The following is a 22,666-nucleotide window of genomic DNA, read 5'->3' on the forward strand; positions in this document are numbered from 1 at the left end:
CACAAAATAGACGAGCATTCTGACTTATTTATTTTTTGAAGATGCTTAATGAAAGAAGAAATAAAAAATAAAATTAGGTTAACAGCTGGAGGTATGACTTGTGGGAAGTGTGTTAGTAATGTGAAAATAGCGTTACAAGAAGTTAATAAGGTTAGCATCTATAAAAAATGCTTTTGTTGAACTTTAAGCAAAAGCATTTTTTTATAGGGCTACCTTAATAAATTAATATTATCTAATCTTAATTTAGAAGAAGGTTTTTAATAGTATTAATATATTACTGCAATTTAACCTATAGATACATCAATTACTTTAGCTACATAATCATCCATGCCTGATTCTGCTAGTATAGTGATAGACTGTGGTGAATTGCTTAAAATCTTAGCACTATAAGCTTCTGCACCATTTGTATCTAATTGTCTAGCTCTATTTATAGTTATTTTATTTTTATCTGCAACTCTATAATCCTCAAGAATATCTGCAACCCGATTTTCTAATTCGCCTGTTGGGCATTCAAGGATTTTTATTCTGTCGATTGCTCTGTCTAGGTTTTCCATAGATTTTTCCTCCATTGTTTTATTAAAAAGTCTTTTATATTGTAAATCGGAATTAGTATTTCCTATAATTACTTGGTTTATCAACAATCTTTAATGAAGGGAATATTCTCGTTTTAATAAATTGTTTATAAATCTACAAAATAAAAAAATTAATACTAAATAGATGTGAATATAAGGAAAGTATGGTAGAATTATAGAATAATTTATCAGTAAATATTTTGAAAAGACATGGAGGTATATTAATGTACAATCCAAGTGAAATTAAAAGTTTTTATAATAACTATGGTGAAAGGGAATGGCAAAGGTTAGAGATTACACCTTATGATAGGATTAATTACTATCTTCATATGGATTTTCATATGATCTAAATAATTATATAGATATAGTGAAGGAGAAAACAAATGTTAGAACAGCGTGGTTTAAAGTCCTTAAGAAATTTTTCAGTAGGTATGTTGTTAATAAGTATAGTAATTAATATATTACTTGTACTTCAGCATTTTGGATATGATATTAATATAACTTCAGGAATAACTATAAAAAATTATGTTTACTTTTTCGCTCTTGTTTTTGTATCTACTGCTATTGGAGGTGCATTAAATAGAGATAAAGAGTTATCCAAAGATGCTAATGATGAGATGAGGTTTAAAATGAGATTAATGCAATTAGGTGCTGTTGTTTTCATTTTATATATTCTTTTCGCAGTACTGGTAATAGAGGATTTATATTTTATTATAGCTTCCTTTATAATGTTAGGTATTTATGAAAATGTAATATTCATTACAGAGAAAGTTATAGTGTTGGGTATGAATGATCATCAAATGAAGTGGCGGGCAGCAGTATATGGGACAGACTATAATGTAGAAGGAAGTAGTATACTTTGGAGATTTAAATTTTGGTTTATGCCTATTGAAAAAGTTCCATTTAATAAAAGAAGTATTGAAGTATACAATATTATTTTTATGTTTGTCTTTGTATATACCATAATAGAAAGTAAGCAACATAATATATTGAAGATTGTATTCTTAATAATTGCAATTATAGGGTTTTTTTCCTTTGCGGAGTATATATTAGGACTATACACATCTTTAATAGGTATATGTACTGAAATAACAGAAGCAGACGAAAGTGAAGATAGTGGTAGTGGAAGGCATTATTGGACTGTATATGTTACTGACTTTAAAAATAAAAGAGAAATTACCTATAAAACTTATCGTTATCCTTATATTCATCGAGGAGAAGAGGTTAAAGTTGTTCATGGAATATTTTCTAAACATGTAATCCTTGTTAATGGTATAACTATTAAATAAAATTAAGGACTTTCGCGAGATATATAACTAATCTTATATAAAATGTTGAGTATGTACTTTAATAATATAAGTGAATGCTCAACATTTATTTAGATTAGCTTATTTTATGAAAGCCCCTTACTTTATATAGAAATCTTAATGATATAAAATGTAATAAGAATTATATGTAGTGTAATTTTAGAATAGCTTTTTAAAACAGCTTTTGCATATTAGAGTCTTTCCATTATTACAGGACATTACATTGTCCTTTGAAACTACCTTTAGACAAACCTCACAGATTTGCTTAGAACTTTTACTAGAAGAAGTACTATTATCTTCTTCTGAAGAGGGTTTACATAGCCTTGTGACATTAGAACCATCTAAGGTTTTATTTTTTTTATTGCTAGGAGGTTCATAATTTAGCATAGGCTTCTTTTCTTCTAACTTAACTATTTTATAGTCTATTGCATAGGAGCTTTCTCCAAATAGCTCAAGCTCAAAGCGAGGATTTTCTTTATCATAAAATTCTTCTATAATAAGTCTTCTTACTTGGGCATCATTTATAATGAGACCACTTTTCTCAACACCGTCTAGAATACTTTTAGTTATGTTATTTGTATCTGGATGACGCTTTTCACTTTTATAATAAACCTTAAGAACTGCTATAAGAGCTTCTGTTAGTGTTACACTTGGGTTTTGAATTCTACATTCATAGGCTATTTCTTCTTCATATAGTGCATATCTATCATGATATTTTCCTGAATTATATGGTAAAATAGCTCTATTGCTGCTATTGAAGAGTTTAAAGTTAGATTTAGAAATTGGGGATCCTTTTACCACAACTTTAGCATAGTCAACATACTTCATTTTAATTCCTCTTTCTATGATTGTGTGATTAATTGTAGATTTAAAGCATCTTCAAAAAATAAATAAGTCAGAATGCTCGTCTATTTTGTGTTATCTGATGGCTACCCGCTCTAATGCTCCCATCTTTGACTTGTTATCTATTTTCAGATGCCTAAAATAACTTCATTAAATAAGTATTATTATACCATAAGAACTGATGTTTGAGTAAAATGAAAATATTTTAATTAGAGGTTAGATTATTTTATATAGTTTTAAAATAGTATTCCTGCAATGCCGGAGAGTATCATCGCTACCATAGGGTTTAGTTTAAACTTTCTAAGTAGAAAAAGACAGCCCGCAAAAATAATTATAGATTTTATTTGAAGACTCATTCCTACTAAGTTCCATGTTGAAGTTCCTAGGAAAGAAAGCATTAGTATAGTACCAGCAGAAGAAGCGATAAGTCCTATGGAAGCTGAACGAAGTCCTTTTAAAATATTTGAAATATTTTTAGACTTATCATGACTCTGAAAAAATTTATATAAAAAGAGAGATATGAAAAAGCCAGAGATAACACATCCTAAGGTAGCCACAATGGCACCAGAAATTCCGTTAATTTGAATTCCTACGAAGGTGGAAGTATTAACGGCTAAGGGACCAGGAGTCATTTGAGATATGGTAATAATATCTGTGAATTCTTGCATAGTAAGCCAAGTATGTTTCTCTACTACTTGCTCTTGGATTAAAGGAATAGTTGCATATCCACCACCTATACTAAAGAAGCCTATTTGTAAAAAGCTAAGAAAAAGTTTAAAAATAGAGTTATACATAAACCTTCCTCCTAAAATTTATTTTTAAAAATGAGACAAAGGATAATGCAACTTAGTAGAATAACCATAACATTTATATTAAAAATAAAACTAGCTATAAAAACCACAGGAATCATTAAAGAGAGTAAAGCATTTTTTTCTTTTGTAACAGTCTGAATCATGGTTACTACTAAATCTACAATCAAAGCGGCAACTCCTGCTTCCATTCCCTTTAATATAGATGAAATAGTGGTATTATCACGGAAAAAGCCATAGCAGGTAGAAATTAAAGATAGTATTATAAGTGGAGGAAGCACAGCAGAAATACAGCTGATAACAGCACCTAAAAAGCCAGCTATGCGATATCCAGATAATACTGATAGATTTACAGCTATGGCTCCAGGAGAAGACTGGGCTATTGCTGCCATATCTAGTAACTCTTCCTCACCAAAGTATTGTTTTTTCTCCACAAAGTATTTACGAATCATAGGAATTACTACATAACCTCCTCCAAAGGTGAATGCACTAATGAAGAAGTTAACTCCAAAAAGCCAAAGGCAAGTTTTATATTTTGAATTCTTATTTAAATAATTCATGGAATCCCCCTTTCTCTAACTTACACAATTATATTACTTGTACATAGATAAATAAAATGATAAAATTTTATGAAATACATTACTAAAAAGTAATGTAAGGGGTGATATTTATAATGAACTTGAGGCAGATGTATATTTTTAAAGAGGTATGTGAAGAGTTGAGCTTTACTAGGACAGCAAAAAAGTTATATATGACTCAACCAGCGGTATCTCATGTTATAAGTGATTTAGAAGAGGAGATAGGTGGAAAGCTTTTTGAACGAATCGGGAGGAAAATCTATCTTACAGGAACAGGGGAAATACTACTACATAAAGTGGTTAGGATAATTGAACTTCATGAGGATTTAGAAAATGGTTTTAAAGATCAAGAGGAATTAGTAACTATTCGGATTGGCTCTGGTATTACTATAGCTAATTTCTGGCTCCAGAAGTGGATTAAGGAGTGGAGGCAGAAATATGAAAGAACTCCATTAAAGATTCAAGTGGATAGTGCTGCTAATATTGAAGAAAAACTATTAAATAATGAAATAGATATTGCACTAATGGAGGGAGCTATTCATAATAAACAATTGATTAGCCATGAGGTTTCTTCTTATGAAATGTCAGTGATATGTTCCTCTAATCATGATTTTGCTAAAAGTGGAAGGTCAGAAATCACGGTAGAAGAGTTTGCAGAACAACCGCTACTGCTTAGAGAAAAGGGGTCTGCCATAAGAGATACCCTTGATAGTGCTTTATTACTTAAGCATATTTATGTGGATCCTATGATGACAAGTGTAAATTCACAAGCTCTTATTCAGGCTGTAAAGTGTGATTTTGGAATAAGTGTTCTTCCAGATTTACTTGTTACTCAACAAGTTAAAGAAGGAGACATAGTAAAGCTAGCTATTAAAGATATGAGGCTTTTAAATTATAACTCTATTTGTTATCATCAGGATAAGTATTTGTCCAAACCGTTGCAGTGGTTCATTGATTGTTGTATAAGAATTAAGTAAAAGATGTGTAATTAATCTTTAAAAAATGATAAAATGTATGAAGTAATCACATTTGTTGATATAATTGTTTAAATGTGTGGATATATTATTTAAATATGTGGATAAAAATGAGATGATAAGTTTAAGTTAGTACTGTGGAGTACAAACTTTAGATATAACTTTCATAATATGTGAATTATTTAAAAGTAGGTGAAAAATATGAAAGAAGCAAATGAAATGAAAGAAAATTTTAAGATACTTGCTATAGAGTCAAGTTGCGATGAAACAGCAGCTTCAGTAGTAGTAAATGGAAGAGAAGTTCTATCTAATGTTATAGCTTCTCAAATTGATATACATAAAAAGTTTGGTGGAGTTGTACCAGAGGTAGCTTCAAGAATGCACATAGAAGCCATTAGTGCTGTGGTAGAAGAGGCACTTAGAGAAGCAAATCTGACTTTTGAAGATATAGATGCAGTAGGGGTTACCTATGGACCAGGGCTTGTTGGAGCTTTACTTGTAGGTCTTCAATATGCTAAGGCTTTAGCTTACGGATTAAATATTCCTTTAATCGGTGTAAACCATATTGAAGGTCATATAAGTGCTAACTTTATTGAGCATAAGGATTTAGAACCACCTTTTGTTACTTTAGTAGTTTCAGGAGGGCATACATTTATTGTTCATATGAAGGATTATGGAAGCTTCGAAGTTCTAGGAGAAACTAGAGATGATGCAGCGGGAGAAGCCTATGACAAAGTGGCTAGAGCTATAGGACTTGGATATCCTGGTGGACCTAAAATTGATAAGATTGCTAAAGAGGGAAATGAAAATGCCATTAAGTTCCCAAGAGCAAATTTCCATGATAAGACACTAGATTTCTCCTTTAGTGGAGTTAAATCAGCAGTACTTAACTACTTAAACTCTCTTCAAATGAAGGGTGAAAGCTATAATCAAGCTGATGTGGCTGCTTCCTTCCAAAAGGCTGTAGTAGATGTATTAGTTGATAATGCTATGAAGGCTTGCAAAGAGAAGCAAGTAGATAAGATAGCTATATCTGGAGGAGTTGCATCTAACTCTTATCTTAGAGCGAAACTAACTGAAAGAGGAGAAAGTGAAGGAATAAAGGTATTATTCCCATCACCAATTCTATGTACAGATAATGCTGCTATGATAGGAAGTGCTGCTTATTATGAGTATAAAGCTGGTAGAATTGCAGACTTAACCTTAAATGCAGTACCAAACTTGAAGCTAGGACAAAGATAGATATAAAGGATTTTTATAAAATCTTAGTTAGAAGGTGTTTATCCTATAGGGATAAACACTTTTTTATTTATAAAAGTTTTATTATAAATGATATCATTACAATTTTTAGCAGAGTATAGTAAAGAGATTAGTTCTATTTCCTATACTACTAATAATTAGCTATTTATTATCCACTAACACTTAACAGACATATTAATGTTTTAAATCATAGTTTTATTTTACAATTTATAAGTTTAACTAGTAAACACTTAGCTAGAATACTAGTATTTTAAAGGTTTTTTACAAGGGAATTTAAAAAAGTAAAAAGTTTTTTCAAATAAGTGTTGACAAATTGTTTAATAATAATTATTATTAATTACATAGAGAGATGATAATATATATCAAATGAAAATAAATATCAAGGAGGCATTTAAAATGTCATTAATAAATAAAAAAGTTTCAGATTTCAAAGTTCAAGCTTATCATAATGGGGAGTTTAAGGAAGTAACATTAGATTCAGTTAAAGGACACTGGTCAGTATTTGTATTCTATCCAGCAGACTTTACTTTTGTATGCCCAACAGAATTAGGAGAATTAGCTGATAACTATGCTAAATTCCAAGAAATTGGTTGTGAAGTTTACTCAGTATCTGAAGACACTCACTTTGTTCATAAAGCATGGGCAGATGCTTCAGAAACAATTGCTAAAATCAAGTATCCAATGTTAGGAGATCCAACAGGTAAATTAGCTAGAGATTTCGAAGTTTTAATAGAAGAAGAAGGTTTAGCTTTAAGAGGTTCTTTCGTAGTTAATCCAGAAGGAGAAATTAAAGCTTATGAAGTTCATGATTTAGGAATTGGAAGAAGTGCAGAAGAATTATTAAGAAAAGTTCAAGCCGCTCAATTTGTTGCAGAGCATGGAGATCAAGTTTGCCCAGCAAAATGGCAACCAGGTGAAGCAACATTAGTACCAAGCCTAGACTTAGTTGGTAAGCTATAATATTAATATTTAAATGTAATGGTGAATTAATAGGTTTATTAATTCACCATTACTTTAAAGTATTATTAAAGTTTTATTTAAATAAAGCAGGGATAAGATTTTAATAATCCTTTAAAAATATAATGTTTCAGATAATATTTAAAAAGTAATGATGCTAAAAAGTAGCGTTTTGAAAATAATAGGAGAAATTAATAGGAGGATGAATGTGGATAAAATATATGATTTATTAGTAATAGGCGCAGGTCCAGCAGGACTTTCAACTGGTATATATGCAGGTAGAGCTAAACTAAATACATTAATTATAGAAAAAGCTGAATTTGGTGGTCAGGTAAGCAAAACTTATGAGATTTCTAACTATCCAGGGGCTAGAAATAGTAATGGGCCAAAGCTTATGGAAGAAATGAGACATCAAGCTGAAGATTTTGGTGTAAATTTTATGTCCGCTGAAGTATTAAGTGTTAGTTTAGATGGAGATACAAAGATTATTGAAACTGATAGAGGAGAAATAGAGGGAAGAGCTGTGGTGGTTGCAACTGGAGCTTCTCCAAGAAAGTTAGGTTTTATAGGTGAAGAAGAATTTACAGGTAGGGGTGTAGCCTACTGTTCAACTTGTGATGGACAATTCTTTGAAGGATTAGAGGTTTTTGTAATTGGAGCTGGATTTGCAGCAGCAGAGGAAGCAATATTTTTAACTAAGTTTGCTACTAAAGTTACAGTAATAGCTAGAGAGCCTGAGTTTACTTGTGCAAAATCTATAGCAGATAAGGTTTTGGGACATCCTAAGATAGAAGTTAAATTTAATACAGAAATATTAGAAGCTAAGGGCGACAAGATGGTAAACTATGCTAAGTTTATCAATAATAACACTGGTGAGGCCTTTGAATATAATGCTAAAGAGAAAGATGGTGCTTTTGGTATATTTGTATTTGTAGGTTATTCGCCACAAAGTGTTTTATTTAAAGGAATTTTGGACTTAGACAGGTTTGGTTATATAAATACTAATGAAAATATGGAAACTAATATAAAGGGTGTTTATGTGGCAGGAGACCTTAGACCAAAACAACTGAGACAAATAGTAACTGCTGTAGCAGATGGAGCTATTGCTGCAACTTCAGCAGAAAGATATATCATTGAATTAAAGGATAGGTTAGGAATAAAAGAGGAATATGAACCTAAAAAAGTAGAGAAGAAAGTAAGTAGTAATGCTAGTTTAGGGGAAGTTCCAAGAAAGAGTAAGCTTTTAAATGATGATTTAAGACTTCAATTAAAGGGCGTATTAGATAGATTAGAGGATGAAGTTACCCTTGTATCCATAGTTGATGAAGATAACAGTAAGTCCTTAGAGCTAAGAGATTTAGTATTAGATATTTCAGCTTTAGGAGAAAAGGTTTCTGCTGAAATTTATGTTAAAGGTGAGAATCTAGATATTGAAAGCAAAATAAGTTCCAATAAATATCCTGTAGTTGCACTACTAGACAAAGATAAAAACTATAGTGGAGTTAAGTTCCATGGGGTGCCAGGTGGACATGAGTTAAATTCATTTTTGTTAGCTATATATAACCTTGGTGGACCAGGACAACAAATTTCAGAAGAGGTATTAAAAAATATTAAGGCTATCGATAAGGAAATTAATATCAAAGTATGTGTATCACTAGCTTGCCATCTATGCCCGGATGTAGTCATATCATCTCAAAGAATTGCCATAGAAAATTCAAAGGTAGAAGCTGAAATGATAGATATTGCTAGCTTTAAAGATATAAAAGATAAATTTAATGTTATGAGTGTTCCAGCTATAATTGTAAATGATGATGACATTTATTTTGGAGCTAAAAAAATTGATGAGATAATAAAGCTTATAAATAAGTAAATAAGTAAAAATATTTATTAAGAAATAGTGCAATCTAAATGTCCTGGTTCAATAAGGATGTTTTCAGTTTTTGAGATTTGCCGTAGGATTTTTAAGTCCTACGGCTTTTCTCTTGTCTTATACCTCAGTTTGTATATTTCTGCCAAAAGAAATATAATAAAATTATGGAGGTGTTATGCGTGGATTATATAACGACAAAAGAAGCAGCGAAAAATTGGGGAGTCACAGACAGAATGGTAGTGTACTATTGCTCTGCTGGACGGATCAAGGGAGCTAAAAAAATGGGAAATACATGGCTTGTTCCAGTTGACGCTGAAAAACCGGCTGACGGACGATATAGGAGCAGTAAAGTAAAGGATGGTGAAAATAAATGAAACGGATATTTTTGGTTGAGGACGATTTGAGTTTAATAAGTGGGCTGTCTTTTGCTATCAAAAAGCAGGGATATGAGATAGATATTGCCCGTACAAGCCTTGAAGCAGATACCTTATGGGTGGACGGGAAATATGAGTTGATAATTTTAGATGTATCGCTTCCCGACGGTTCCGGTTTTGATATATGCAGAAAAATACGCAAAACATCACAAGTACCCATTATGTTCCTTACTGCTGCTGATGAGGAAACAGACATCATAATGGGGCTTGATATTGGTGGCGACGACTATATTACAAAGCCCTTTAAGTTGGCTGTGTTTATGTCCAGGATAAACGCCTTGCTCCGCAGAAGTAATAATTTCAGTCAGGCAGATACAGAACTTAATTCTAATGATATAAAGGTACAACTGCTAAAAGGAGAAGCATATAAAAATGGGAAACAGCTTGACTTAACGGCAAATGAATATAAATTGCTGTGCTTGTTTATGGAAAATCCCGATATTGTACTTTCGCCAGAACAGATTTTAAGCAGATTATGGGATTGTAATGAAGACTATATAGATAACAACACCCTTACTGTATATATACGCAGGCTACGCAAAAAAATTGAAGATGAGCCAGGTAACCCAAAAATGATAATAACCGTCCGCCGTATGGGTTATAAATGGAATACTTCTAATTGAGGTGCATAATGAAAATACTGTCAAACAGAAAAATAAAGACCCTATTTTATATGATATTGATGTGTATACTGATATTTACCTTACTGTCTGCGTCTTTCATGAGCCTTAAATTGGAAAATGCGGCATTTTATATATTGATATGTTCTCTATGTATGGGAATTGGAATATTGATAGCCTGTTACAGATATTTTAAGGAACAGAACAAAATCATGGAAAACGCCGTGACGCAAATTACAGAATATATTTCAGGCAATCGTACAGCGCGTATTGAGTGCGATGATGAGGGCGAGTTATACAGACTATTTCATGAAGTAAATTCTCTGGTTTCCATTTTGAACGCCCATGCTGAAAATGAAGGGAAAGCGAAACAGTTTTTGAAAAATACAATATCCGATATTTCACATCAACTAAAAACACCTCTTGCAGCCTTGAATATTTATAACGGGCTATTACAAGGCGAAGCAGAAGAACTACCTACGATTAAAGAATTTGCCACGTTATCAGAACATGAACTCGACCGAATTGAAACGCTAGTACAAAATCTGCTGAAAATTACAAAGCTGGACGCGGGTTCCATTGTGATTGAAAAGGCTCCTGAAAATGTGGCAGATATGATGAATGACATTGAATTACATTTTGCATACCGGGCTAAACAGGAACAGAAAGAAATTGTCTTATCTGGTGCAGAGAATATCTCGCTTCTTTGTGATTGCGATTGGGTCATGGAGGCCATAGACAATATCGTAAAAAATGCTCTTGACCATACCCAAAAAGGGGATTCCATTCATGTTGAATGGAAACAGTTTATGACTGTTGTTCAGATTATAGTGAAAGATAACGGGAGCGGCATCCACCCAGAGGATTTACACCATATTTTTAAGAGGTTTTATCGCAGCCGCTTTTCAAAGGATATTCCGGGTATCGGACTTGGTTTGCCGCTTACGAAAGCAATTATTGAAGCACACAACGGCACGGTTGAGGTTGACAGTGAATTGGGAGTTGGTACTACTTTTGTTATAAATTTTTTGATTCCTACAAAATTGTAGTCTTATGGTCATCTTGCTGTAGGGTATAGATGATATACTTCCAATATGATTCAAATACAGAAAGAGGTGCTTATACTATGAATTTATTAGAAGTTAAATCAATTTCTAAAACTTACGGCAGTGGTGAAACGGCCGTTCACGCATTAAAAAACGCCAACTTCTCAGTTCCGAAGGGCGAATTTGTGGCAATAGTCGGAGAATCGGGTTCTGGTAAGAGTACGCTTCTCAATATGCTAGGTGCGCTTGACAACCCAACCTCTGGCGAAGTGCTGATTGACGGCAAGGATATTTTTGCCATGAAAGACAGTGCGCTTACGATTTTCCGCCGCCGAAATATCGGGTTTATTTTTCAGGCTTTCAACTTAATTCCAGAATTGACAGTCGAGCAGAATATGATTTTTCCTGTGTTGCTGGACTATCAGAAGCCCAATGAAAAGTATCTGGAAGAACTACTGACGGTACTAAATTTGAAGGAACGCCGTCATCACCTACCCAGTCAATTATCAGGCGGCCAGCAACAGAGAGTAGCAATCGGACGCGCACTGATTACAAGACCGTCTCTGATTCTTGCGGACGAGCCGACGGGTAATCTGGATTCCCAGAACAGCAGCGAAGTAATCGCTCTACTGAAAGAAACCTCAAAGAAGTATGAGCAGACGATTATTATGATTACGCATAACCGCAGTATAGCGCAGACCGCAGACCGTGTATTGCAGGTGTCAGACGGTGCCCTGACCGATTTTGGGAGGTGCCGTGAATGAAAAGCTATCTTAGCCTTATTCCGATTTCCGCAAAAGTACATAAACAGCAGAATCGTATGACGCTTCTATGTATCATTTTTGCTGTATTTTTAGTAACGGCTGTTTTCAGTATGGCAGATATGGGTGTCAGAATGGAGAAAACAACTTTACTTAACAAACATGGAAACTGGCACATACAGCTTAAAAATATATCCGAAAGTGTTGCGGAGCAAATTGATTCGCGCACCGACATTGCCGCCATGTCGTGGTACGATGTAATAAATTACAATCGAGAAGATGATTATTATATAGGCGATAGAAAAGCGGTTTTATACGGTGTTGATGAAACGTACATCACTGATATACGGAACTGCTTGGCAGAGGGTTCTTATCCGCAGAGCGATACAGAAATCATGCTTAGTCCAAATGCCAAAACTGTTCTCGGTATCAATATAGGCGACAGCGTTACAATAAATACCCCTTCTGGAAGCATGAATTATACTGTATCCGGCTTTGGTGAAGACAAGGTAGGTTACAATTCGATGTATGATACAATTAGTACATATATGAACCAAACAGCATTTTATAAAATTTGTACCATGAATGATAGAGAGCTTGCCCCTGTATATTATGTTCAGTTTCATGAGAATACGAAAATAAGCAAACAGATTGCAGGTATAAAGGAACAATACGGGTTGACAGACGAAAATATAGATGAAAACTCAGCCACTTTAGGATCATCGGACTTTAGCGGAAATACAACTGTGCAGGCATTATATTCTACCGCGGTAGTACTGTTTGTCCTGATACTGATTGCAGGGGTACTGATGATTTCAAGCAGCATAAACAGTAATGTCGCCCAAAGGACAAAATTTTTCGGAATGATGCGCTGTATTGGAATGAGCAGACAGCAGATTATCCGTTTCGTAAGGTTGGAAGCTCTTAACTGGTGCAAAACTGCGGTTCCGGTAGGTGTCATACTCGGAATTGTAATAACATGGGGATTATGCGCTGCACTACGGTTCCTTGTCGGCGGGGAGTTCTCTGATATGCCTCTTTGGGGAGTTAGCCCAATCGGCATTATCAGCGGAGTAATTGTGGGGGTTGTTACGGTACTGATTTCCGCTAGGTCTCCAGCGAAACGGGCCGCTAAAGTATCACCTGTGACAGCAGTATCGGGTAATTCAGAAAGCGCAAAAAATATGCACCATGCGATGAATACCCGTTTTTTAAAAATTGAAACTGTTCTTGGCATTCATCATGCAGTATCGGCAAAGAAAAACCTATTACTTATGACAGGCTCATTTGCACTCAGCATTATCCTTTTTTTGAGTTTTTCGTTTTTGATAGATTTGGTTGGTTACATTATGCCCCAGCCATCGAATGCTTTCGACATTAGCATTTCAAGCAATGACAGTTCAAATTCGATAGACAGTGAGCTGCTTGATAAGATTAGCAGCATGGAAGGTGTAAAACGTGTTTTCGGTCGTAGGAATTGTCTTGATATTCCAGCAGAAGTAAATAAAGATAATCAACTGTCGAATACGATTGATATTATTTCCTATGATGAATATGATTTAGACTGTCTTACAAAGGATAAGGAACTTAGAAAAGGTAGCAATATTTCAAAAGTATATGGGGACAGTAATTATGTACTTACAACATGGGACAAAGATAGTCCGTTAGAGATAGGTGATAAAATACGGGTTGGCAATGAAGAACTTGAAATTGCAGGTATGCTGAAATTTGACCCTTTCAGCAGTGACGGCAGCATGAATGGAAAAATAACGCTTATTACTTCTAGAGAAACATTTACGCGCATAACGGGTGTAACCGATTATTCACTTATTATGATACAGACGACAAGAGATGCGACGGACGAGAATGCTGAAGCAATCCGTAATGCAGTAGGTGAAGAGTATACGTTTAGTGACCAGCGCGACCAGCGGAATACCAGCACATATATTGCATTCCTGTTCTTTGTATATGGATTTTTGGCAATTATTACTTTGGTTACTGTATTGAATATTGTGAACAGCATTTCTATGAGTGTGTCCGCAAAAATAAAACAATACGGAGCAATGCGTGCGGTTGGTATGGATGAACGTCAGATAACAAAAATGATAGCCGTCGAAGCGTTTACCTATGCTTTGTCCGGTTGTATTGTCGGTTGTGTAGTTGGTCTGTTGATTAATAAACTGTTATATGACAATATTATTACCACTCATTGGAACTACGCTACTTGGAGCTTACCTGTTATACCAATAATGATTATACTTCTGTTTGTTTTTGTTGCAGCTATCACTGCGGTTTATGCTCCGTCAAAACGGATTCGGAATATATCTGTAACGGAAACGATAAATGAATTGTAATAGCATTATTTATGAAATTGGTAAAGAAGATTAAACCAAATTGAATACTCTAAAACCTTCTGTACGACGGCAAAAGAAAAAAAGCCGTCGTACAGAAGACATATTTTCACGCGATTATGAAGCGGCGGCTTTGATTTTCAGAGCCACAGTTTCTTTGCGTTCACACAAATCTATGACGACTTGCAGGGACACGGCGGTATCAAGGAGGTATCGCCGTGTCCATTTTTATTTACAGCAATCCCTCTAATATTCAATCATCTTGTAAACAAGTTCTTATTCCTACAATTCGAATAGGGTCTTTTTTTCTATTCTATACTTCATACTTTCACCTCCACTAATTGATATTGAAAAACTAATTCGTGGATATGCTTCTAGTAGAATTCCTTCTGTTCTGGCAAGAGTTGGTGCCACACCACGGACACTTTGAAATGCACGATTAAAAGCAGTTGGTGAGGTATACCATACTTCAGAGGTATGTCCATAATTTTAATTTCTTTGGTTTGTATTTCAAATGCAGCAATTGTCATACGTCTATGTCTTATATATTCAGATAGTAGAATACCTGCAATATATGTAGACATGCGTTGGAAAGAGTAAGTAGAACAACCTGCTATCTTTGCTATTTCATCATAAGAAATAGTTCCATCCAAATTATTTTCTATATAATCTATAGATTGACTTAGTTTCTTTAACCACTCCATATCATCGCCTCCTAAATGAAGTTTAACATGATAAAAAATATTAAGAGATTTAGAAAACCTATCATATATTGTGTATAATTGAGGGGTAGAAGATTGTAATAGATACAAGAAGGATAGAGAGGCTAATATTTTATTTACTAAGATTGTTTAGACAAAGAAATTAGAAAGGTTGGATTAATTATGATAAGACCAGTTGTAAAGGATATAGTATTCTTAGGACAGAAATCAGAACATGCGACTAAAGATGATGTAGCAGTTATTGATGATTTAGTAGATACGTTAAGAGCAAACTTAGAGTATTGTGTTGGCATGGCTGCTAATATGATAGGAGTTAAAAAACGTATACTGGTATTTAGTGTAGGTGATATTATAGTTCCTATGGTGAATCCAGTTATATTAAAGAAAGAGGACGGTTATGAGACAGAAGAAAGCTGTTTATCTTTAACTGGTTTTAGAAAAACAATGAGGTATAAAACAATTGAGGTAGAATATTTTGATAGAGACTTTAAGAAGCATAAGCAAACATTTATTGGATTTACTGCACAGATTATTCAGCATGAAGTGGATCATTTTGAAGGTATAATAATATAAGATATAAAATTGCTTATGATGAGATTATTAATTTGAAAAATATATTTAAGAAAAAGGAGTTATTATGGCTAAAGTACGAAAAATGCTTGGAAAAGCAGATTCACCATATATTGTTTCTCTTATGAGATTAATAGAAACGCAAAGCAAAAATACAATTATAAAATGGTGTAATGAATATGCAAGGGAGTATATTCTACCTATTTATGAAAAAGATTACCCTGAGGATTCTCGTTTAAAGAATGCATTAAATGCATCTAATGAATGGCTAGAAGGAAAAATGAAATTAACAGAGGCAAAGAAAGTTATTAAGGAAGTTCAAATAGCTGCAAGAGAAGTAGAAGGGAATCCAGCTGCACAAGCTGCAGCTAGGGCAATTGGAGCAACAACGGCAACGATTAATACTATAACGAGTTCTTTAGGACTTGCATTTTACGGTGCTGCAGCAATAGCATATTCATCTATTGGTGTTAATGAGAAGGTTGAAGTTTATGATGAAATTGCAGCAAGAGAGTGCAAGAATATGGAGGAGGCTTTACGTAAAGTTGCTATAATAGATGAGCCTAATCCAGCAAAAATAAATTGGAATTGCTAAATATAGAAATTTATTTAAGAATACGCAGCATTGAATCTGCGTATTTTTTAAGTCGTATAAATGTACATTCGTTAACAAAAGTCATCAGCGAAAAAATTAAACTTATAAATTTAGAATTAGTCATGGTGAACCGTATCACAAATAAATGAGGTTTTTACTAGAATTGATGTTTAAACTAAGGAGCGAAGGTGTTATACCCAAACACGGTGGAGCTACCTTCATTTTTGAAGTTACTTATACAAATGGAGTGATTAAACAAGACGTGGTACCCATTAAGATTATCGGGAGCCTGGGATGAGAAATCAAGTATAAATACAGTTACAAATATTAGAATATAAGTAAAGCTACAACTAAATAATAAAGTTGTAGCTTTTATATGGTATTAGATGTTAATACTTTATTATATTAAACTATCTTATAGGTCTTTAAAGTTAATCGTCGTTGTTAGCTGTCGTTCTTTGACTTCAATAATGATAGGATTTACATCTTCTAACGCTAGAGTAACCTGCTTGTCTCCAGTACCAAGAGTCAATTCGCCTGGAGCAGTATAAACAACTTCATCGCTTATTTTACTTTTTACTGCATCCTCTATCAGTGATTCAACTTTTCTATTGTCTAATAATTTACTCAAAATCCAATCACCTAAATTGTTAATAGGTAGATATTTCGCTATGTCATCTATTTTAGCTAATACTTTATCTTCCCATCTTCCTGGTATTTTATCTTTAATAATATTTGTAACCTCATTTATCGCATTTTGTTGTATTCTACTAGCTATATCACTCGGAAGATTTAAATCATTCACTTTAAATTCATCCACACCAATAACAACGTCTCTATTATTTAAAAAGCACTTCATACTAGCTGTGAAATTGGGTCTTACAAAGTCTTCAAGTCCTATTGTAAACCTAATGTCTGGATTGCTGTTGAAGAAATCCCAGCTAGCTACTTCAAATCCGCCAATTTTAAGTTCATCATGGATTCTTTCAATATCAACCTCAATCACAATGTTTAACAAGGAAAATGTCACTTCTACTTTATTTAATTCTATTATGTGGGGTTCTTTTAAGGTAACACTCTCTAAGACAACATTTTCTATATTTACATTTCCAGTAATTTTTATACCGTTTTCATCAAGTAAAAGTTTACTCATAGGCTCGTCTTGACGAAAAATTTTTAATGTACGCTTAACAGTTGAATCAATAGTTTGTTGTGATAAGGACACATTTACTGTATTCATATCTTTCTCCTTTCTTAAATGAGCTTATTTTATTTTAATGATTTATATTTTTTCTAAGTAAGCCCAAAATTATTCTAAAAAATTATCTTACAGGAGTAAAGGAAGGAAATACTATGATAATATATAAAAAATCAAAAGATATTTTAACAAATTTAGATATAGATTACCTGTAATGATAGAAGATATATATCACTAAAATGAAAAAAGTCTGCTAATACATAGAGTTTAAATAAAAAGTTTGTGATAAAATATGAAAAAACATTGAAGGATTAAAACAGCATATTGCTATTTCAAGATTATTAAATGAAGCTTGTGTATTAGCAGCAAATAATATATTGATTTTTAATATAGGAAAAAGAATAATTAGTATTATGTTTATAATAATGATGCCATTATTGATATATTATCACCAGTTTCATTTCAAGTAGGGTGAAAAGATGTAAAATAAGCTACGTAGTAGATGCAGATATAAAAGGATTCTTCAACAATATGAATCATGAGTGGATGATAAAATTTTTAGAACTGAGGATAGGAGACCATAACATCATTAAACTTATAAACAAATTTTTGAAAGCAGGTATGATGGAAAATGGTGTTATGGAAGCAACAAAATTGGGAACGCCCCAAGGCTCAATAATTTCGCCAACTCTTGCAAATATATATTTGCATTATGCACTAGACTTATGGTTTGAGAAAGTAATAAAGAGAAATTTTAAAGGTGAAGCTGAAATTGTAAGATATGCTGATGATTTTGTATTCTGCTTTCAATACGAAGGCGAAGCCAGAAATTTCTGTAGGCACCTTCTACATAGACTTGGAAAATTTAATCTTGAAATTGAAAAGACTAAGTCTAAGTTAATATTGTTTGGAAGATTTGCAGAAGAAAACAGAAAGAAGATGGGATACAAAAGAGCAGAAACATTTGATTTTCTAGGATTCACTCATCATTGTGGTAAAAGTAGAAATGGAAAGTTTAGAGTTAAGCGAAAAACGAGTAAAAAGAAATTCAGAGCAAAAGTAAAGGAATTTAATCAATGGGTTAAATCGGTTAGGAACAAGCTTCATATAGGAGATATATTTGATTTAACAAAGCAAAAGCTCAATGGACACTATCAATACTATGGGATCACAGATAATTCATATATGATAAGTCAGTTTTCTTTGGAAATAAAGAAAGCACTATTTAAGCGGCTAAATCGTAGAAGCCAAAGACAAAGCTTTGATTTAAACAAATTTAAAATGTATATGAAGTATAATCCATTACCTAAGCCTAAAATTTATGTAAATGTATATAGATAGCAATTTCCATAAAATAATATGAAGAGCCGTATGCCTTAATTGGGTACGTACGGAATCTGTGAGGGGGAAAGTCTGTGAAGACTTTCCCTACTCGACTACCATAAATGAAGTAGACTCTTTTGAGTACCTAAAATATCTTAGTGAAAACACTTAAAATTAGATAGCAAAATATAGGAAGAATTTATACTTTTAGTAATGCTAGAATCAAAATATAAAATAAACTTTTACGAGGAGTGGAATTATAATTATGAGTAAAATTGGCATTATTAATTGTTATAACGAAAGTAAGGAATGTACTAGCTTCGGGTGCTTTAAAGCCTTTAATGAAAGAGTAGCAGCTTTTGAGAATCATGATAAAGATTCAAAAATAATATGTTTTGTTCACTGTAATGGTTGTAGCCAAGATTCTATAGATCAAGTGTTAGATAGAGCAAATAGAATGAAAACAAAGGGTGTGGATACTATACATTTAGCTACATGTATAAAGCTTAAGTGTTCTTTTTATAATCAGTTTATTGATTCTCTAAATAAGGAGTTTAATATAATAGGTTATACACATGATATTTAGGCACAATCAAAGAAATAACAAGCCAGTATTTTCGCCTATTTGCCACGATATGTCGTCGCCAAAACCCTTACATAGCAGGACTATGAAAGGATTTTGACTCCTAGTCTAGTGACAAATATGCTTCAAGCTTTGAATTGCTATTTCTTTTCAGGTGCCTTAGTAAAAATTAAATTATAAGATTAGAAATGTATATAGAATAAGTTTAGTTATGAGGTTAGAACCCTATAATAATTATGCAAATGCTTTTAGGAGATGGTAATTATACAAGGAAACATAGTAATATCTGAAGATGAGAAATGGAATGCAGTAATAAGTTGTAATAAGTATTATGATGGGTTATTTTACTATGCTGTGAAAACAACAGGTATTTGTTGCAGACCATCATGTAAAGCTAAGGCACCACTAAAAGAGAATATATTGTTTTTTAGTAGTGTAGATGATGCCATCAAAGAAGGTTTCAGACCATGTAAATTATGCAGGCCTGATATAAAGGAACATAATTTTGAACCGAATAGAGAACTAATTGAAAAAATAAAGGAAAAGTTAATCCAGAATTATAATAAACCAATTAATTTCAGGTTTATTTCAAAAGAATTTGGTGTTAGTATTAGTCATTTAACAAGATTATTTAAAGTATATACAGGACTAACACCTAACGAATATGTATCACAAATAAGAATAAATAAAGCGATGCAGCTTCTAAGTAAAAGTAATGATGATATTTTAGAGATTGCATACGATGTAGGGTTTAAAAGCCTTTCTAATTTTTATAAATGTTTTAAGCAAAATACAGGTATTGCTCCTAAGGAGTATAGAAAAAGAAATAGTATAAATGAGATAAAAGTATAACAGATGATAAAAATTTTATTAGGAGGTGTTTGTATGATTAAAGAATATTATGGTTATTATAATTCACCTATTGGCATATTAGAAATAATTTGCTCTGAAGATTCAATACTATCAGTTATGTTTGTGGAGCAAGAAAAGTCCGTGATGAATAAAGTAAATGAAATATTAGAAAATACTATTGCTCAGTTAAATGAATATTTTAATGGAAGTAGAAAAGCATTCGATTTAAAGGTTTCATTAAATGGGACTGATTTTCAAAAGAATGTATGGAATGAACTATTGAAGATTTCTTATGGGGAAACCTTATCCTATAAGAACTTAGCGATTAGGGTAGGAAATGAAAAAAGTGTTAGGGCAGTGGGAAGTGCAAATGGTAGAAATAAAATATGGATAATAGTACCTTGTCATAGGATTATTGGAACTAATGGAAGTCTAACTGGATATGCTGGTGGCATAGATAGAAAGCAATGGCTTTTAAACCATGAGAAGAATATATTATCGATTTAGAAATATTATAAAGAAAAGTAAAGTTGAGAGTGTGAAATTATTTCTGTAAATAGCTTTCTATGATAATTATTTTAAAGGCATGGAGGTCATGGTGTGACTACCATGCCTTGATTTTAATATAATAGTAAATAAATTGCATGTCAATAGCACTCTATATTAAAACTATACTTGCAGTTTAAAACTATAATTTATTTATATCTAGAGTATTGCCATTCCTTGTGCGCCAATTCGTGGCAATTCTGTGTCTTGATATATCTGTAATAGAACTAAATGTCCATTTTCCTTAATTTCAAACACACTGATTGAACCCTCGCTACCATTCAAAACATAAAAATTTTGACCACATCTGTCTATTGCACTATCAATTGGGGATCCTGTTCCTTTAGGTGTACTTGGTATACTTTCAATAACAGTCAAAATTCCTTCACGATTAATATGATAACGAGTTATTGTGCTACTACCAGCATTAGAGGTATAAGCATGATTCTCGCCAGGATTAACTGAAACCCAACAAGTTGCTAATTGATTATTTAATACAGAGCCACTAATAACATTAAGCTTACCATTATCTTTAACTTTATAAGATGATAATGCATTTGGACCCACCTCACTAACTACCAAAAGATTATTATTGAGATAAACTGATCCAAAAGGACCTGTACCATTAGAAGGAGTTATAATTGGTCCTTCTAGACTTCCATTGAAGTTTACTTCATAAACACTGAGATTATTGGTTATCGTTTCACTTACAACAAGTTTATCGCCAGAAACATTTGAAGCAATACATCTTGATTGAGCATTATCTGAACTCAATGGTCTTTGAGAATGCTTTATAATACTAAGATGTCCATCTGATTCAATATGAAAGCCAGTAACATTGGCAGGGACTTGAGGAGGAGTGCCAGAATTAGTTACATAAAGATTGTGGTTATTTATAGTTAAGCTATTAGGAAAAATACCGCCAGATGGTACTACGCAAACAAGGGTAAGCCCCCGTTCATGCACGCGAAAGCTACTTATACTATTACTACCAGCGTTAACAACAAAAAGAAAGTTACCATCATGTGATAAACCAATTGATCCCTGAGAGCCTAGAGGGTCTACTTGGTGTAAGCCTGTTCCACTTCCTCCTGTTTTATAAACTCTTGGACAAGATAAAATTCCTAGTCCATCTCTCATGAAAGCAACAACACTGTTATTTAATTCATTAGTCATAGAAAATACCATACTAATGGAATCATTTTTATTATAAGACATTTTATCAATCTCCTTTAATATAGTTTAATTTATAATTTAACTATAATTTATTGTATGTATCATTTTATAAAATAGATAATACTAATTAAAAGATTTATTTATTTCAAGAAAGCATCCTAAAGGTATAATAAATCTTTAGGATGCTTTCTTAGTAAAAAATTTTTATATTAATTAATAAAATCTATGAAATTTAAAATAAAGCATTTAATATCAGGATTAGGATAATCATTATTAATGAATTCATTACAACAGTAATTATCGGAAGACTCATAATAATTTTTATGGATATGGTAAACAAATAATTTCGAAGGAATGGATAGAGATTTCCACAACTAACTATGGAAATAATTATGGATATTTGTGGTGGGTATTTGAAGAAGATAAATTTTCAGCTTATTGTGCATTGGGGGATGGGGGAAATGTGATTTGCTGTGTTCCAGATAAAAATTTGGTTGTAGCGATTGCATCAAAATTTATGCCTAGGGCTAAGGATAGAATTGAATTAATAAAGAAATATATATTACCACAATTAGATATTTGATTTTATTGATAATTTAGTTATAGCTGATAGATGATAAGGATTGTGAGCACAATACGGAGCTCAACAAACTCCAATTGTGCTAGTTAAAGACATCATAGATAATAAGGCATCTTCAAAAAATAAATAAGCTAGAATG

26 protein-coding genes are annotated in these 22,666 nt (G+C 32.7%); 19 read left to right on the plus strand and 7 right to left on the minus strand.

The genetic code is table 11. From position 1 onward, the window contains the following. The first annotated feature begins 48 nt into the window (after positions 1-48). Positions 49-180: a hypothetical protein gene (locus B3W71_RS11670; RefSeq protein WP_346889100.1), complete on the plus strand. Its 132-nt coding sequence runs from the start codon at positions 49-51 to the stop codon at positions 178-180. A gap of 104 nt (positions 181-284) precedes the next feature. On the opposite strand, the gene B3W71_RS11675 is transcribed toward B3W71_RS11670, so the two are convergent. Continuing rightward, the gene (locus tag B3W71_RS11675; RefSeq protein WP_346889101.1) at positions 285-554 is read right to left on the minus strand and encodes a hypothetical protein; all 270 of its coding nucleotides are present in this window, start codon (positions 552-554) and stop codon (positions 285-287) included. A 242-nt stretch (positions 555-796) separates the two neighbouring features. On the opposite strand from B3W71_RS11675, the gene B3W71_RS11680 reads away from it, so the two are divergent. Together B3W71_RS11680 and B3W71_RS11685 are read left to right on the plus strand one after the other, a co-directional pair. Further along, entirely contained in the window at positions 797-922 is a 126-nt protein-coding gene (locus B3W71_RS11680) for a hypothetical protein (protein WP_346889102.1), read from the plus strand. A gap of 33 nt (positions 923-955) precedes the next feature. Further along, positions 956-1,861, plus strand: coding sequence for a hypothetical protein (locus B3W71_RS11685; RefSeq protein WP_346889103.1), 906 nt, complete (start codon positions 956-958; stop codon positions 1,859-1,861). Positions 1,862-2,038: 177 nt separating this feature from the next. Here B3W71_RS11685 and B3W71_RS11690 read toward each other — a convergent pair whose 3' ends face one another. The 3 genes from B3W71_RS11690 to B3W71_RS11700 all read right to left on the minus strand — a co-directional run bounded on the left by B3W71_RS11690 (position 2,039) and on the right by B3W71_RS11700 (position 4,091). After that, a complete protein-coding gene (locus tag B3W71_RS11690; protein WP_346889104.1) occupies positions 2,039-2,707 on the minus strand; it encodes a RusA family crossover junction endodeoxyribonuclease in 669 nt (222 codons plus the stop codon). Between the two features lie 251 nt (positions 2,708-2,958). Then, complete coding sequence (locus tag B3W71_RS11695; protein ID WP_346889105.1) at positions 2,959-3,516, minus strand: chromate transporter; 558 nt, start codon at positions 3,514-3,516, stop codon at positions 2,959-2,961. A gap of 11 nt (positions 3,517-3,527) precedes the next feature. Beyond that, positions 3,528-4,091 carry a chromate transporter gene (locus B3W71_RS11700; protein WP_346889106.1) on the minus strand — a complete coding sequence of 188 codons (564 nt, stop codon included), beginning with the start codon at positions 4,089-4,091 and terminating at the stop codon, positions 3,528-3,530. A 113-nt stretch (positions 4,092-4,204) separates the two neighbouring features. Here B3W71_RS11700 and B3W71_RS11705 point away from each other — a divergent pair, with 113 nt between their 5' ends. The 9 genes from B3W71_RS11705 (at position 4,205) to B3W71_RS11745 (ending at position 14,385) form a co-directional block, all read left to right on the plus strand. Further along, entirely contained in the window at positions 4,205-5,086 is an 882-nt protein-coding gene (locus B3W71_RS11705; RefSeq protein ID WP_346889107.1) for a LysR family transcriptional regulator, read from the plus strand. Positions 5,087-5,302: 216 nt separating this feature from the next. Next, a complete protein-coding gene (gene tsaD / locus B3W71_RS11710; protein ID WP_346889125.1) occupies positions 5,303-6,325 on the plus strand; it encodes a tRNA (adenosine(37)-N6)-threonylcarbamoyltransferase complex transferase subunit TsaD in 1,023 nt (340 codons plus the stop codon). A 414-nt stretch (positions 6,326-6,739) separates the two neighbouring features. Beyond that, positions 6,740-7,303, plus strand: coding sequence for an alkyl hydroperoxide reductase subunit C (gene ahpC, locus B3W71_RS11715; protein WP_346889108.1), 564 nt, complete (start codon positions 6,740-6,742; stop codon positions 7,301-7,303). A 205-nt stretch (positions 7,304-7,508) separates the two neighbouring features. Then, positions 7,509-9,170 carry an FAD-dependent oxidoreductase gene (locus tag B3W71_RS11720; protein ID WP_346889109.1) on the plus strand — a complete coding sequence of 554 codons (1,662 nt, stop codon included), beginning with the start codon at positions 7,509-7,511 and terminating at the stop codon, positions 9,168-9,170. A 164-nt stretch (positions 9,171-9,334) separates the two neighbouring features. After that, positions 9,335-9,544 (plus strand): helix-turn-helix domain-containing protein, encoded by a 210-nt coding sequence (locus B3W71_RS11725; protein ID WP_414632024.1) that lies wholly within the window; start codon positions 9,335-9,337, stop codon positions 9,542-9,544. Beyond that, positions 9,541-10,227, plus strand: coding sequence for a response regulator transcription factor (locus tag B3W71_RS11730; protein WP_346889111.1), 687 nt, complete (start codon positions 9,541-9,543; stop codon positions 10,225-10,227). The genes B3W71_RS11725 and B3W71_RS11730 overlap by 4 nt, the downstream gene beginning before the upstream one ends. An 8-nt stretch (positions 10,228-10,235) precedes the next feature. Next, positions 10,236-11,273 carry a HAMP domain-containing sensor histidine kinase gene (locus B3W71_RS11735; protein WP_346889112.1) on the plus strand — a complete coding sequence of 346 codons (1,038 nt, stop codon included), beginning with the start codon at positions 10,236-10,238 and terminating at the stop codon, positions 11,271-11,273. Between the two features lie 77 nt (positions 11,274-11,350). Continuing rightward, positions 11,351-12,034, plus strand: a complete 684-nt coding sequence (locus tag B3W71_RS11740) for an ABC transporter ATP-binding protein (protein WP_346889113.1) — start codon at positions 11,351-11,353, stop codon at positions 12,032-12,034. Beyond that, complete coding sequence (locus tag B3W71_RS11745; protein WP_346889114.1) at positions 12,031-14,385, plus strand: ABC transporter permease; 2,355 nt, start codon at positions 12,031-12,033, stop codon at positions 14,383-14,385. The genes B3W71_RS11740 and B3W71_RS11745 overlap by 4 nt, the downstream gene beginning before the upstream one ends. A 371-nt stretch (positions 14,386-14,756) precedes the next feature. Here B3W71_RS11745 and B3W71_RS11750 read toward each other — a convergent pair whose 3' ends face one another. Then, positions 14,757-15,086 (minus strand): AraC family transcriptional regulator, encoded by a 330-nt coding sequence (locus B3W71_RS11750; protein ID WP_346889115.1) that lies wholly within the window; start codon positions 15,084-15,086, stop codon positions 14,757-14,759. A gap of 180 nt (positions 15,087-15,266) precedes the next feature. Here B3W71_RS11750 and B3W71_RS11755 point away from each other — a divergent pair, with 180 nt between their 5' ends. Both B3W71_RS11755 and B3W71_RS11760 read left to right on the plus strand, forming a co-directional pair. Beyond that, positions 15,267-15,677, plus strand: coding sequence for a peptide deformylase (locus B3W71_RS11755; RefSeq protein ID WP_346889116.1), 411 nt, complete (start codon positions 15,267-15,269; stop codon positions 15,675-15,677). Between the two features lie 64 nt (positions 15,678-15,741). Further along, on the plus strand, positions 15,742-16,269 hold the full coding sequence (locus B3W71_RS11760) for a putative immunity protein (RefSeq protein ID WP_346889117.1): 528 nt from the start codon (positions 15,742-15,744) through the stop codon (positions 16,267-16,269). Positions 16,270-16,684: 415 nt separating this feature from the next. On the opposite strand, the gene B3W71_RS11765 is transcribed toward B3W71_RS11760, so the two are convergent. Further along, positions 16,685-17,509 carry a hypothetical protein gene (locus B3W71_RS11765; protein ID WP_346889118.1) on the minus strand — a complete coding sequence of 275 codons (825 nt, stop codon included), beginning with the start codon at positions 17,507-17,509 and terminating at the stop codon, positions 16,685-16,687. A gap of 429 nt (positions 17,510-17,938) precedes the next feature. Between B3W71_RS11765 and B3W71_RS11770 the strand changes: the two genes are divergently transcribed. The 4 genes from B3W71_RS11770 (at position 17,939) to B3W71_RS11785 (ending at position 20,732) form a co-directional block, all read left to right on the plus strand. Then, the gene (locus tag B3W71_RS11770) at positions 17,939-18,808 is read left to right on the plus strand and encodes a reverse transcriptase domain-containing protein (RefSeq protein ID WP_346889119.1); all 870 of its coding nucleotides are present in this window, start codon (positions 17,939-17,941) and stop codon (positions 18,806-18,808) included. Between the two features lie 247 nt (positions 18,809-19,055). Further along, complete coding sequence (locus B3W71_RS11775) at positions 19,056-19,376, plus strand: CGGC domain-containing protein (RefSeq protein WP_346889120.1); 321 nt, start codon at positions 19,056-19,058, stop codon at positions 19,374-19,376. A gap of 252 nt (positions 19,377-19,628) precedes the next feature. Further along, positions 19,629-20,225, plus strand: a complete 597-nt coding sequence (locus tag B3W71_RS11780; protein WP_346889121.1) for a bifunctional transcriptional activator/DNA repair enzyme AdaA — start codon at positions 19,629-19,631, stop codon at positions 20,223-20,225. 33 nt (positions 20,226-20,258) lie between these two features. Then, positions 20,259-20,732 (plus strand): methylated-DNA--[protein]-cysteine S-methyltransferase, encoded by a 474-nt coding sequence (locus B3W71_RS11785; RefSeq protein ID WP_346889122.1) that lies wholly within the window; start codon positions 20,259-20,261, stop codon positions 20,730-20,732. 198 nt (positions 20,733-20,930) lie between these two features. Here B3W71_RS11785 and B3W71_RS11790 read toward each other — a convergent pair whose 3' ends face one another. Beyond that, positions 20,931-21,989 carry a lactonase family protein gene (locus tag B3W71_RS11790; RefSeq protein ID WP_346889123.1) on the minus strand — a complete coding sequence of 353 codons (1,059 nt, stop codon included), beginning with the start codon at positions 21,987-21,989 and terminating at the stop codon, positions 20,931-20,933. 358 nt (positions 21,990-22,347) lie between these two features. Between B3W71_RS11790 and B3W71_RS11795 the strand changes: the two genes are divergently transcribed. Continuing rightward, the gene (locus B3W71_RS11795; RefSeq protein ID WP_346889124.1) at positions 22,348-22,530 is read left to right on the plus strand and encodes a hypothetical protein; all 183 of its coding nucleotides are present in this window, start codon (positions 22,348-22,350) and stop codon (positions 22,528-22,530) included. Positions 22,531-22,666: the final 136 nt, after the last annotated feature.

Origin of the sequence: Clostridium sp. UBA1056 (genome assembly GCA_002316385.1) — a bacterium.
GTDB lineage: Bacteria > Bacillota > Clostridia > Clostridiales > Clostridiaceae > Clostridium_J.

Coding starts and splice junctions, on each gene's coding strand:
- B3W71_RS11790 (WP_346889123.1), bottom strand. CDS start 21,989: ATGTCTTATAATAAAAATGATTCCATTAGTATGGTATTTTCTATGACT.
- B3W71_RS11775 (WP_346889120.1), top strand. CDS start 19,056: ATGAGTAAAATTGGCATTATTAATTGTTATAACGAAAGTAAGGAATGT.
- B3W71_RS11690 (WP_346889104.1), bottom strand. CDS start 2,707: ATGAAGTATGTTGACTATGCTAAAGTTGTGGTAAAAGGATCCCCAATT.
- B3W71_RS11760 (WP_346889117.1), top strand. CDS start 15,742: ATGGCTAAAGTACGAAAAATGCTTGGAAAAGCAGATTCACCATATATT.
- B3W71_RS11740 (WP_346889113.1), top strand. CDS start 11,351: ATGAATTTATTAGAAGTTAAATCAATTTCTAAAACTTACGGCAGTGGT.
- B3W71_RS11675 (WP_346889101.1), bottom strand. CDS start 554: ATGGAAAACCTAGACAGAGCAATCGACAGAATAAAAATCCTTGAATGC.
- B3W71_RS11765 (WP_346889118.1), bottom strand. CDS start 17,509: ATGAATACAGTAAATGTGTCCTTATCACAACAAACTATTGATTCAACT.
- B3W71_RS11735 (WP_346889112.1), top strand. CDS start 10,236: ATGAAAATACTGTCAAACAGAAAAATAAAGACCCTATTTTATATGATA.
- B3W71_RS11745 (WP_346889114.1), top strand. CDS start 12,031: ATGAAAAGCTATCTTAGCCTTATTCCGATTTCCGCAAAAGTACATAAA.
- B3W71_RS11730 (WP_346889111.1), top strand. CDS start 9,541: ATGAAACGGATATTTTTGGTTGAGGACGATTTGAGTTTAATAAGTGGG.
- B3W71_RS11725 (WP_414632024.1), top strand. CDS start 9,335: ATGGAGGTGTTATGCGTGGATTATATAACGACAAAAGAAGCAGCGAAA.
- B3W71_RS11680 (WP_346889102.1), top strand. CDS start 797: ATGTACAATCCAAGTGAAATTAAAAGTTTTTATAATAACTATGGTGAA.
- B3W71_RS11755 (WP_346889116.1), top strand. CDS start 15,267: ATGATAAGACCAGTTGTAAAGGATATAGTATTCTTAGGACAGAAATCA.
- ahpC (WP_346889108.1), top strand. CDS start 6,740: ATGTCATTAATAAATAAAAAAGTTTCAGATTTCAAAGTTCAAGCTTAT.
- B3W71_RS11705 (WP_346889107.1), top strand. CDS start 4,205: ATGAACTTGAGGCAGATGTATATTTTTAAAGAGGTATGTGAAGAGTTG.
- tsaD (WP_346889125.1), top strand. CDS start 5,303: ATGAAAGAAAATTTTAAGATACTTGCTATAGAGTCAAGTTGCGATGAA.
- B3W71_RS11685 (WP_346889103.1), top strand. CDS start 956: ATGTTAGAACAGCGTGGTTTAAAGTCCTTAAGAAATTTTTCAGTAGGT.
- B3W71_RS11780 (WP_346889121.1), top strand. CDS start 19,629: ATGGTAATTATACAAGGAAACATAGTAATATCTGAAGATGAGAAATGG.
- B3W71_RS11695 (WP_346889105.1), bottom strand. CDS start 3,516: ATGTATAACTCTATTTTTAAACTTTTTCTTAGCTTTTTACAAATAGGC.
- B3W71_RS11700 (WP_346889106.1), bottom strand. CDS start 4,091: ATGAATTATTTAAATAAGAATTCAAAATATAAAACTTGCCTTTGGCTT.
- B3W71_RS11670 (WP_346889100.1), top strand. CDS start 49: ATGAAAGAAGAAATAAAAAATAAAATTAGGTTAACAGCTGGAGGTATG.
- B3W71_RS11785 (WP_346889122.1), top strand. CDS start 20,259: ATGATTAAAGAATATTATGGTTATTATAATTCACCTATTGGCATATTA.
- B3W71_RS11750 (WP_346889115.1), bottom strand. CDS start 15,086: ATGGAGTGGTTAAAGAAACTAAGTCAATCTATAGATTATATAGAAAAT.